The 12,693-nt window shown below is 24.9% G+C and carries 8 protein-coding genes; all 8 read right to left on the reverse strand.

Annotated elements, in window-relative coordinates; genetic code table 4:
* Positions 1-19: 19 nt before the first annotated feature.
* Complete coding sequence (locus tag EGN60_RS00120; RefSeq protein WP_124724084.1) at positions 20-490, reverse strand: hypothetical protein; 471 nt, start codon at positions 488-490, stop codon at positions 20-22.
* 164 nt (positions 491-654) lie between these two features.
* The gene (gene rpsD / locus EGN60_RS00125) at positions 655-1,260 is read right to left on the reverse strand and encodes a 30S ribosomal protein S4 (RefSeq protein ID WP_124724089.1); all 606 of its coding nucleotides are present in this window, start codon (positions 1,258-1,260) and stop codon (positions 655-657) included.
* A 237-nt stretch (positions 1,261-1,497) separates the two neighbouring features.
* Positions 1,498-7,212 carry an MGA_1079 family surface serine endopeptidase gene (locus EGN60_RS00130; protein ID WP_124724090.1) on the reverse strand — a complete coding sequence of 1,905 codons (5,715 nt, stop codon included), beginning with the start codon at positions 7,210-7,212 and terminating at the stop codon, positions 1,498-1,500.
* Positions 7,213-7,299: 87 nt separating this feature from the next.
* Positions 7,300-8,910, reverse strand: a complete 1,611-nt coding sequence (locus EGN60_RS00135) for a hypothetical protein (protein ID WP_124724087.1) — start codon at positions 8,908-8,910, stop codon at positions 7,300-7,302.
* Positions 8,910-10,460 (reverse strand): extracellular solute-binding protein, encoded by a 1,551-nt coding sequence (locus tag EGN60_RS00140; protein WP_124724088.1) that lies wholly within the window; start codon positions 10,458-10,460, stop codon positions 8,910-8,912. Before EGN60_RS00140 ends, EGN60_RS00135 begins: the two co-directional genes overlap by 1 nt.
* Before the next feature lie 74 nt (positions 10,461-10,534).
* The gene (locus EGN60_RS00145) at positions 10,535-10,720 is read right to left on the reverse strand and encodes a hypothetical protein (protein WP_124724078.1); all 186 of its coding nucleotides are present in this window, start codon (positions 10,718-10,720) and stop codon (positions 10,535-10,537) included.
* A gap of 3 nt (positions 10,721-10,723) precedes the next feature.
* Positions 10,724-11,710, reverse strand: coding sequence for a carbohydrate ABC transporter permease (locus EGN60_RS00150; RefSeq protein WP_124724091.1), 987 nt, complete (start codon positions 11,708-11,710; stop codon positions 10,724-10,726).
* A complete protein-coding gene (locus EGN60_RS00155) occupies positions 11,652-12,692 on the reverse strand; it encodes a carbohydrate ABC transporter permease (protein ID WP_124724080.1) in 1,041 nt (346 codons plus the stop codon). Before EGN60_RS00155 ends, EGN60_RS00150 begins: the two co-directional genes overlap by 59 nt.
* Between the last annotated feature and the right edge of the window lies 1 nt (position 12,693).

Raw genomic sequence — 12,693 nt, forward strand, 5'->3', positions numbered from 1 at the left:
TTTAATCTCTTTACTTTTTTTATTCTTTATTTGGAATTTCAGGTTCTGAAAATAAAATAGAATTTAAATCTTCAACTGGTTTTTTATCTTCTATTTTTGCTTTTTCTTTTTTGACTTTTATTTCACTTGTAATTGTTTGAGTTGGGCTTATACTTACATTATTATTTTTATTTTCGTTATTATCGCTATTTTTTTCTTCAAAAAGAGCTTCTTCTTTTTCCATATTCATTATGTCTATTAAATCTTGTTTTTGTTCAGCTGTTAAATCAAGATTATAGTTTATATATTTTTGCATTTGCTTTTCTTTAGTTAGTTTTCTAAAAATGAATTTGCTGTCTTCTAAAACATATGGAGTTCAAAAATAGTAGTGAATATGAGGATAGAAAATACGATCCATTTCGATCGAAATTAAACATAATTTATTTTTTCTAATATATTTTTTAAATAATTTATATCTTCAATTAATAAGTCTTTTTTTACTCATATTCATCTTCTTTTTTATTACTATAAAATTAAAACATATTTTTTAATTTACTTTAAATAAAAATAATTATTTTTATTATTTAACCTAGTTAATTCTCAAATTTGCAAAAAAGTGTGTATTTTTTTTTTTTCAAAATAAAAAGCCACATCTTGCGATGTAACTTGTTTTAATTAAACTAAACGGTTGTAGTATTCAACGATTAAAGCTTCGTTTATTTCGTGTGCAAATTCATTTCTTTCAGGAACTCTTGTAAATGTTAATTTAAAGTTTTCTTTTGTTAATCATGGAGAAACAGTCATAACTTCCATTGCAGCTTTCATTTCAGCATTATTTTGAAGTGAAGCTTTCATTTCAATAACTGATCCAGGTTTAATTAACATTGAAGGAATGTTTGCTTTGTGACCGTCAACTGTGAAGTGACCGTGGTTTACGAATTGTCTTGCTTGAGCTCTTGTTCTTGCTCAACCAGCTCTGAATACTAAGTTGTCTAATCTTGATTCAACCATTTGTAATAAGTTAACCCCAGTAACACCGTGTTTTTTAGATGCTGCTAAGAATAGGGTTTTGAATTGACGTTCATTTAAACCGTACATGTATCTAACTTTTTGTTTTTCGTACATGTGTAATTGGTAATCTGATGGTTTAGCTCTTTTAGCACCGTGTTGTCCAGGTGCTGTTGTACGTTTTTTACCTTTAGAAAATTCTTTGTTATTTTCTAATAAAGAAGTTCCATATCTTCTTGATCTTTTAAACATTGAGCCTGTAAATCTTGACATAATATTTCCTTTCTAAAAAGCAAAGGAAAATAATTCTTTTTAAAGTTTTTTATTCTAATGATTTCAGAATACAGCTTACCTACTATCAAATTTATAACAAAATAAAAAACAATTTAAAAATATTATTTTGCTGTTCCAATGCATATACTATTTTACACTAAAAAAGTTAAAAACTTTTATAAAGTTTATAAATAAACTAAAAGTTTTTTTAAAAGTATAAAAAAATAGGTTATAAACCTATTTCTTTAAAAATCATGGAATGTCATAATTATGTGGATCTTTTATATTTAGATTATATAAAATTGAAGCAAATGAATTTGTGTTTTTTAATGAAAGTGGGTCTTCATTTTGATTATTTATTCCCATAAAGTTGTGACCTTTTGAAGCATAATTTCAAGAGTTTAAAACTTTTAAAGGAGTTCCTGAGTTAACTACAGTATTCAATCCTTCTTCACCAAAAACACCACTTCCTGAGTTACCTTGATTAAAGAATGCAGGAACATATCCATTTTGATAATCTAATCTAATTCCAGCTGAAGAAATTTTAGCTCTATTTATAATATATCCTGCTTGTTTTGCAAAAGGAAAACCGTTATTTCCGCCATGATATGCATAAGGTATATTATCAATATCATTTACTTTATCACCAACATAATTTAAATTGAAATCTGTAATATTTTTTCAATTTTCAAATCATAAAGCGGTTTCATATCGTCCATCGCTTTTAGCTTGTTTAATTATGTCTTTAATGTCAACTTCAATAATAGTTAAATCTGTTCTAACAGGATTTAAACCTTGATTATTTAATTGATCTTTTCCAGTTCAAACAACTTTTGGATATACACCAACAGTATATAAACCACCTCAATAACTATGACCCGCATTTATATTGTTGCTAAAGTATTTACCATAACGAGTTAAATATCTTCAAGCAACTTGATGACTGTTTTCTTTTAATGCTTTAATATTTTCATATTTTTCAACGTGGTTATTAGTTAATAAAAAGAATTTTGTATTATCTTCAGAATTTGAAGCTTTTCCAATTACAGTAGCTGAACCATAATTATAAGCCATTGTTCTTTCTCTTAAGTTTTTAAATAATGGAGTATTATTTTGATCAAAGTTTAAATATTCATTACTTAATAAATAACCTTCGTGGAATTTATATGAAACATTTTGATTTGGTGAATATTCAGTTCATAATTTTGAATAATCATTACTGAATAAAATTGGCATATTTTCTTGAGTATAGCTTAGTTTTTTATAATCAAATTTATTAGTTTCAAAACCAAAATCTTCTTTTTGTTTATTGTTTTCGTATCTAATAGTTATTTTAGCAGCTGCTTTTCTTAATAAAAATGCTTTATCAGATTTAAATTCTCCGCCTCTTGGACCAGTTAAATCTAAGGATCTAATAACTTCATCTTCAGGGTGTGAAATAAAAATTTTATATTCAACTTTTTCTGGTTTTAAACTAAAGACAATTCCTTCGCCATTTAATTCTGCTTTTAAAATTAATTTAATTGCTGGAGCATTTTTTCTTGTCAAACCATTAACATAATCTAAAGCATTAGTTGAAAATTCTTTAGTAATAGCGTGATTTTGCAATTCTTTTACATTAAAAGTGAATTTAAAAGGATCCCCAAAACGTAAGAAACGTCTTTCATCTTGGAATAATACATTACCAAATAAACTCATATCTAACTCAGCTGATGTATTTGTTGAATCTAATAGTGTTTTTTCAATATATTTACGTTTTAAAGTTCATGAAGCAGTATTTGTTGTTTCATCATAGCTTCAATATAAATCTTTATAATAAGCTTCAATTTCTCTTTGTCTTTTTACTGAGCTGCTTGAATATATTTCATGCAATGCATTGTTTTTTCATGTTAAATTATTTTCGCTTGCTGTTTCAGTAGAACTTGAAGCTTTTAAACCCTCAATTAAATATCATCTATTACCTAGAATTGCAGGTCCATTATTTGCTGGCTGATATTTCAATCTAATGTATGCTTTGCCTTGTCTTGCGTCTTTTATTTTAACATCAGCTATTTTTATAGTGTTTAAGTTTAAAGTAAAGTTATTATATTCAATTTCTTGAGGATTTGACTTGCCAGTTTCTTTATATTTAATATTTGCAGATTGTAACAAACTTTGTCCTATTTGACTTTTTAAATTTTCAGCAGTTATTTGGCTAAGGCTAACTAAATTTAAGTTTTCAAAAGTTATATTATTTAAAATAACTTCTGGATATAAATTATTTTTATAGTCATTTTGTAGATTATCTAAGGTTATATCTTTATTCAATAAGTATCTTTTATTGACATCATTTTTATCAATAAAACCTAATTTAAATGTCATTGTTTTAGCGTTTTTGTTATTCTTACCTTTTGAAGCTCTAACATCAATAAAGTAAATAAAATACTTATTTGATAATTCATTTAAATTAGTTTGATTTGTTAAATCTCCATTATGCTTGATTTCATCAGTTGAAATTGTAATTGTAGAATTTTGAACAACTGTATTTTTTGGCGTCGCCTCTTTTGAATCTGGTAAATTATCAAATTTACTTGCATTTTCTGCATCTTTATTTTCATCTTCACTTCTAGCGACTTGTCCTTTAAAACCAATTAAATAATTTAATTTAGTATAGGCTTTTTGTTGAACAATATCTTCAGGATCTACTAAAGCATAGCCTAGTTTTTGATTTTTAGAATTAATGTATGCTTTTGTTCTTCTATATGTAAAGTTCGTTGAGTTAATATTTTGAATTTTCGTAATATCGCTAGAATCTATATTTTGATATCCATTTCCAGTAAAATCTTGAGAACTAAATACGCTATTATTTCTTGGGTTAATATCTTCGAACATTAAAGGCTTAAAGTATTTTAAATGAACTTTTCTCATAGAATCTTCTGTTAAACCTCTTGGTATTTCTACTTCTTGTCCATTATGTTTATATCAAAGAACTAAATCTACTGCCCCATTTTTTGTATCTACATTTTTAACAGATTTTATGTAAACTTGATATTGACCAAAAGAAGGAAATGTATACAATCTTTCAAGATCGCTCTTTACTCTAGCAGCGTCTCATGCTACTAATTGAGAATGAGTTTCAAGTTTATTTTTTACTTCTACTTTTTCTAAAACATGATCGCTATATTTTTTATTTGCTTCGTCAACAGTTTTAAATTCAGTATATCCTAATAATCTTAAAATTCTTTTTTCATCTTCTCTATTTGTAGCAGTAGCGGCATCTCCTAAATTTTTAACTTGTAAATATGCGTTTTTAGTAGTACCATCCTTATTAATTTTAAATTTAATAATGTTTTCGTTAGTATCAACATCTATTAATAAATCATCTGAATATGGGATTAGTTGTTCTTCAGTAATATTTTTTGTTATATTGGAAATTATACTTTTAAATCCTGCTATTCTTTCTTGTTCATTTAACTGATATTGGCTTTCACTCGATAGACGTCTAGCTGTAGGATTAACTACAAACTTGCTAATGCCAGTTGCATATAGAGTCATTTGTTGTGCAAAATAATTATCTAAACGAAATCCAAACTTAGTAGGATTAGTGTAATACTCTGTTGTTTTAAAATCATCTTTAAAATCTAATCTTACAGCCACATCACTATTTGCAATAAAATGTAATTTAGGCATAGGAACATCAACTGTTTTTAAAATGCCGTTATTAAATAAATAATCAACTTTTAATTTTGTTGCAGTTCCATCTTTTACTAAAAATCCATCTTTATGAATTTGATATTTAAAATATCCATTTATATAATCATTATTTTTTGATACATAATCATTAAATAAAGAATAGTCATTTGCTTGATCATAAGATAAAGTATTTAAATAATCATAATCAACTGTAAATAGATTTTCAATTGAAACTGAGTCAAGCGCATTTAATAAAGCATTAACATCTTTTGTAAATGTTAATTCTTTTTTAACTGTTGTACTAAAACTTGGATTATCTAAAGCTCTAACAGTATATGAAACTTTTAATTTTTGAGGTTCATGAATATCTACTGAATATGAAGTTCTTGTAACTTCTGTTCCTCTAGGTTTTATTAAAGAAGTATATAAATCAAAATTATTATCTGTAAATGACAAAGGAGTTAATTTATTTGTTAAGCCATATCTTTCTAAATTATCATTTAATTTTAAAGTTAGTTCTTGATTTACTCTAGTGCTAAATGCTGCTAAATCTCTTTCATGTGGAGCTATTATATAAGTTTGCTCAAATTGATTTAAAGCATTTTGTTTTTGAGTTAATACATCATTAAATAAACTTAAAGTTTGATTAGAATATAGAATTTTATTTAAATCATAAAAGTTATTTAAAATCTCATCTAATTTTTGTTGTTTACCTGAATCTAATTTTTTAGCTTGTAGGCTTTTAATTTTTTCAGTTATAGCTTGTAATTTAGTTTTTAAATTATTAATATCTAAAGTAGCTTGATCAGCTAAAGCTAAAGAGTTTATATTTGCTAAAACAGTTTGTTTTAAGGCTCCTAAATTTCTTAAATAACTATCTAATGAATCAATTAAAGAACTTAAAGCATCTATTTTTTTAGTTAATTCTGGATCTCTTTCACTATGTCTTGGACTAAATGCTGAAAGATTATTTTTAATTTGATCTAATTTTGAAATAAGTGTATCAGGTTCATTATTTAAAGAAAAATCAAGTTTATTATCAGAAGTAAATAAAGTAGATAATAAAGCTTTTAAATCATTTTTATTAGCTTCATTAATTAAAGCGTCATTTTTTTCATTATATAAATTTAAAACTTTATGAACTTTATTTTTTAAAGTACTTAATTTTTGTGCATAAGCATTAATTGCATCTTGAGTTTTTAAAGTTGTTTTTTTAGCATCAAATAAAATTTTATTTATAAATATATCATCTTCAAAAGAGTTTAAAATACTGTCAAAATTGCTAAAGTCTAAATTAGGATTTAATGATTCTTGATTAAATAAATTGAAAATAGATTTATATTCATCTAATTTAGTTCTTATTTCATCTATATTATCTAAATTTCAATCTTTAATTTTTTCATCATCTAAAAATCTTGCTTTTAAATCATTGTATTTGTTTTTAATAGCTAAACTAAAGCTATTAAAATCTTTACCTTGAAAAAGCATCATATATAGTTCTTTAAAAGTTAAAAATTCTTTAACTATTAATAAATAATCATTATATTTGTTAGCTAAAGCTTGAAGTGAAGTTAAAACATTTTCAGCATTAGGATCAGCATAAGAATTTAAGGTTCTAACAAATAAGCCTTTTAAATTGTTCTTAAATGCTTCATTTATTTTTTGATTTATTGGTAAAGAGATTTGATCAAAAATTTGACTTTTTAAACTATTAAAAGCATCTTCAGTATTTTTTGAAGCTTTTGCAAGTTCTATTTTTAAATCATCTATTGCTTTGTTTAATTTACTTAAAGAATCAAAAATAAAATCAAAAGCTGATTGATCTGAAATATGTTGATTGTTTACTATTGCATCAATATTTAATTTATTATCAGCAAATTTTGCATTATAATCAGCAATGATTGAATCAATATTCTTTTTAAGTGGAGATGAAGCTATTTCACTATCTGAACTAATTGAAAGTAAAGAATTATGACTTTCTTTTATTTTTTTAGCTAATAAATAGGTTGTTTTAATATTAATTATTTTCTTTTCAGCATCAGCATTTGAAGTAGAAGAATTTAAGTAATTATCAACTAATGAATTTGAAAATAAAGCAGTTATTTCAGGATAAGTATCTTCTGCTTTAAATTCTTCAATAGCTGAAAAAGAAGAACCTAAATTTACTTTTTTAAGTTCGGGTTTTGGTTGGTTTTTATTGCAAGCTAGAGTTAAAAAACCAGTAGCTGTCATTAAAAATAATGTAGATGATTTTAATAATAATTTTTTAGACTTTTTCATATAGACTCCTTATATTTTTAAAAATTATATTAAAAAAAATAACTATTGTATATTAAATCTTAAAGATTTAATACTATTTTTCAATAGTTATTTTTCAAATTGATTTATTTTTTCATTAAGAGTAAAATCTCTTGAAAAGTTTTTTAAAAAATATTTAAAATAGTGTTTAAATGTTCTAAATAAATTACCTTGTGTTTCAAAACTTTCTTGACATATTATTATTACTTTTTGAAGATCATAGCTATATTTTATTACTAAATTTTCATTTTCTTGAAAGTAATATTTAGCTATATATTGTTCTTTTTCACTTTGATAATTTTCAAGATTTTCAAGCGCACTAAAAGGTAAAGCGGCAATATCTTTTTGAGCTGATAATTTAGTTAAAAAGTTACTTAAATTATCTAATGTGCAATCAAAAGAAGCATAATTAATTAAGTTTTTTGTATAAACTGAAATGTTTTGTTCATACAATCTATTAAAGTCCATTGATTGAGTTTGATAGTAATTAAACATATCAATTATTTTTATTAAGTTTGAAAATAAATCAAAGTCAGCAAACTTTTCTTCATAAAAACTTATATTAAAGTTTTCATCATAATATAAATAATTGTTTAAATTACTTAAATCTAAATTTTCATAAAATTCATTTTTATATAATAAATTGAATTTTGTTGAAATATTATATATAGCCTCTTTTTTAGTTGCTAGTGTTCCTATAACACTATTTAATTTTTTATTTTCATAATTAATTGAAGAAATATGATTTGAAAATAAAATGTATAATAAAATCAAGTCATTTATATCTATTAATTTATATGTAATATTAAAGCGATTTTTTTTAAGTTTATAGTAAATAAAAAATCTCTTAGAATCAAATGAAAATTTAACAAAATAATTGATTTTTGCTAATTTTTTAGTAAAAATCAATGAAAAAGTGATTTTTTCAGGCTTATCTTCTTTTATTTTTTTATTGAAAATTTGATATTCAATATCACTTCTTCCAATGATTTTTTTAATAAAACTCATGTTGTATTGTGAAGATACAAAGCCTATTGAAAGTTGTTTATTTGCCTTTTTTAAAAAAGTATTTTCTAAACAATCATCAGTATATTCATTTATTAATTTTTCAAAATCTATTTTGTCATTATCATTTTGAAATTCTTTTATATCCCCATAGTTTAAATTTTCTAAATTATTTAAAACATTTTTTATAAATTCGTTTTCTATATTTTTTCCTTTTGAATTAAAAATATTTAAAGCAAAAATGCCTTCAAATGAATATTGATTTAAATAAATAGCTAAATCAAAGTTTTTAATTTTTTTAACAGTGTAAATTAAAAAAGATTCATTAACTGCTTCATATTCTGAATAATTAATAACTTTTATATCATTAGCTGCTAAAACGTTTTCAATTATTTTTATTGCTTTTAATAAAAATGGATGGCTTTTATCTGTTGCTATTAGAATAGTTTTATAATTTTTTAAAAATGCTTCTTTAGCAATTGCCTGGCTTAAAAAAAGGACACTAAGTTCATTAAATGAGTGATTATCAAAAGCAATAGGGGCTAAAAATTTATTATTTATGTAATTAAAAGATTGCATAAATTTTTTTATTTCTAAGCTTTCTAGATTTTTTAAATAACTTAGTTTTTTAGCATCTAAATGATAATATCTTTTATAATCTTCAAAATCAAGCATTATATACCTCTTTTTATTGTGTTAATAAATGTTTCAAAATCTATTGGGTTTCCTAAATCAATACCTCTTTTTAAAGTTTGAATAGATAACAATAAACCTCTTCTAAATCTTTCACTTTCAAAATCTACTGGTTCTAAGAATTTCACATTTTGTGAATCAAATAAGTTTTTAATATTTTTTAAAGTTACATTTTCTTGTGAATTTTCTATTATAGAATCAAAATTATCAGAAGGGTAATAATAACCTAAAGATAGATTTAAATATTCTACAGGTGTTAAAAAATATTGTTTATTATTAATTGTATATTTAGAAAAGTTATCTTTATTATACATTCATTTAACAAAATCTAATAAAGCTTGGTTTTCTTTTGTTGATTTTTTTATTCCAATTAAGTTAAGACCTTGTAAAAAATAAGATCCATTTTCTTTGCTATTTGCATTTTTAATAGGTGCATTTAAGAAAAGAAAATCGTCTAAATTAGGCAGCCTTCTTTTAATTGTGTCATATATTCTATTAGACACAAGTGAAAAAAACTTAGAGTTTATTTCACTTGTGTTTTCATTTCCAAAGGCTATATTTAATTCTTTATCTTCAAACATCGTTTTATATAAAAAGTAAATTTTTTTCAGTTCGTTTTGTCTATCTGGATTTTCTAAAATATTTCTTATATCTAATGTTTGTGAAGAATTATATTTTAAAAAATAATGATTATAATCTTGATTTGCATCATTAAACATAATTGAATAAGTTGTGTTAACAACTGACTGTGAATATAGATAATCTACATTTCCTTTTTCAGTTGAAGCGTGAATTACCGAAGTAAAACGGAACAAGTTTTCATAGCTATTTAAGTCAAGATCTTCAAAAAGATTTTTATTATCTAAAATTAAAGTTTTATTAAAATTAAATTTAAGTTTTCAAAGTTCAAGATCTTCAACTTTTGTCGATGTTTTTAGATTTGTAAAGTAATCTTTTGCAAGTTTAAAAATTGGAACACGTTCCAAGTTTAAACTGATACCATTTTTAGTTGCATATTTTTCAAGCTCTAAAAGAAAGTAGCCTAATAAAGGTTTATTTATAACTAACGCTTCAGAACTTATGGCTAATGGTAAATTGGTTATTTTATCTGAATTAAAACGATTATATTGTTTTAAAAAATCAGATGATAATGAAGATAATGTTAAAGCTGAAGAAAAATCTAAAGCTTTATTTTGTGAAGCTGCGTAATATGCTAGGCTAGGATAATGAATTACTAAGTTAGGTAAATCTTTATTTTTAGCTTCAATGCCCAATGTAATATGATTATATAATTCTCTACGACTTTGTGCAGGAATAAGTTCAATTTTAGTTTTTTTGTTTTCACGGTTAAATTTATCAATAACCGTCGAAACTCTTTTAAATGTAGAAGAGTTTACTGCATATGGTATTTGAAATTTAAGCAATACTTTTTTATTGAAAATTTCACATGATGTAAATACAAAAGGAATAAAACCAAACATAAACAATGCTGCCAAAGCTGCTTTTTTAAGTTTAAATTTATGTTCTACCATATGTTAAAATTATATCAAAAAATTTCCTGCCTAAAGGCAAGAAATTTTCACTAACACAGAATATATTAAATGTTTTATAGTCCACCGATTCTGTGGATTTGAATAGGCACATTTATTAGCCCGAATAAACACAATGCTACGAATACTATACCAATGATAATTGCTAAGAAAATGAATATTAAGCCTATAGATCTAAGAATCATTTTCTTTTTTTGTTGTTTACGTAGTTTTATAACTGAAATTGATAAATTGTGATCCATATTCTATCCTTTTGTTGCATTTCCATTTCTTGAAATAGCATTCATAATTCTTTTTCTTAATACAAAGTAAATAATGAACATAGGTAGAATTGCTAGAATTGTACCAGCCATACGTATAGAACCGTAAACTCTAGGTACTTCTTCATTTAAATCTTTACCTGTGTCAAATACTCACAAGTTCATTGGTTTTCATACTTCTTTAGCAGAACCAGACATCAATAATGCTGGTCATGTATATGAGTTTCATGAAGCAAAAGCAGTTAGAATTGCAACTGTTCATGTTGTTGAACTTACCATTGGTAAAGCAATTTTAACAAAATATTTAAATCCATTTGCTCCATCTAACATTGATGATTCTTTAACTGAATTTCGAATTGCTTCAAATGCATTTTTATACATATATGCAAAGAAAATTGAAGCGGTGAATGGTGCTATTAAAGCAAATCATAACCATTCTTTTTGTTGTCATCCCATACGAACAACAACGATATATTGACCTACCAATAAAGCAATTTCTGGAAGGATCATTAATGATAAGAAGAAAGCAAAGAATCCAGCTTTTCCTTTTCAATTATTTAATGATAAAGCGTAACCTAATGTTAAAGAGAAAAATAATCTGACTAGAATTGATAATGAGGTTACACCAATTGTAAATACTACAGATTGTAGATATCCACTAACTAAGGCAGCTCTATAGTTATCAAAGTGAAATACTGTAGGATCAGTTGCAGTAGCTCTTGGGAATAATACAGCAGGAGTGTTTGAAGCTAAAATAGTTAGCTCACGGTTTGTTAATGATTGACTAATCATGAAATAGAATGGAAAAATAATTATTAATGCGAAAAATACTAAAACAAATATTTTAAATGCTCAACCAGCTAATTTTGCAGCCGCACTTGTTGAAGAGTATGGCTTGCTCATTACTTCTTGCTTAGCTTTTAAAAACTGTTGTTCCTTTCAATGTCGCGCTTTCAATTTTTCTAAAGACACGTCTTTCTCCTAAATTATTTGATAGTTTAAATGTTAAGAATACTAATCTTCTTAAACCAAATGAAATGATTAGTCCGATTAAGAATAGAACAATAGATGCCGCTGCTGCACGACCATATTGTGCTGAAACTGTTCAGTGGTAAACATAAAGCATTAATGAAGCCCCGTTAAATGTAATTGCATTTTGAGAACTGTTATCAAACAATGCTAATGGGAAAGTTTTAATTCCACCGATAATACCCATTGTGAATAAGAATGAGATTGTTTTATTAATTGATGGTAATGTAATTTTGAAAAATTGTTTTGTACTTGAAGCACCATCAATTGAGGCTGATTTGTATAAGTCTGGGTTTACTGATAACATGGCTGTTGTTAAGATAAGAATTTGGAAAGCTAAACTTCCTCAAATACCTCTAACTAAAATAACCATGAAAGGTGCAAATTGATTATTAGAACTGTCTAAAAATTGGATAGGCTTTTGAATTAAATTTAGTTTTTGTAATATTATGTTAATCAAACCACCATCTGATTTAAAGATGTAGGCAAATGCTAGAGAAACAGCAATACCTGATGTTACATATGGTAAGAAAAACACAGTTTGTCAAAAGCTTCTAGCTCAGGTTTTAATAACTTGAGAAATAGCAGCTGATATTAAAAGAGAAATCATTAAACTAATAGGCAATGATAATATTGAGTATAGTAATGATGTTCTAACAGCTACATCAAATACAGCTTTGTTTGTTGAAAAAATAAACTTAAAGTTTCCTAATCCAATTGCTGTGTCAGCAGTCGTAAAACCAACTTGTGTTTTAAGTGCTGTAATAATTACTATTATAAATGGGAAAATTGTAAATAAACCCATTGTAATTAAAGAAGGCAACATAAGCATAAAAGGTTTTCAGAAAGGTACCTTTGTGTTTAAAACGCTTAATGCTAAACCAGGATTTTTAACCCTGTATTTTTTTCAAAAATAAGTACGCATT

This window comes from Mycoplasma struthionis (assembly GCF_003855455.1).
Lineage (GTDB): Bacteria > Bacillota_I > Bacilli_A > Mycoplasmatales > Metamycoplasmataceae > Metamycoplasma > Metamycoplasma struthionis.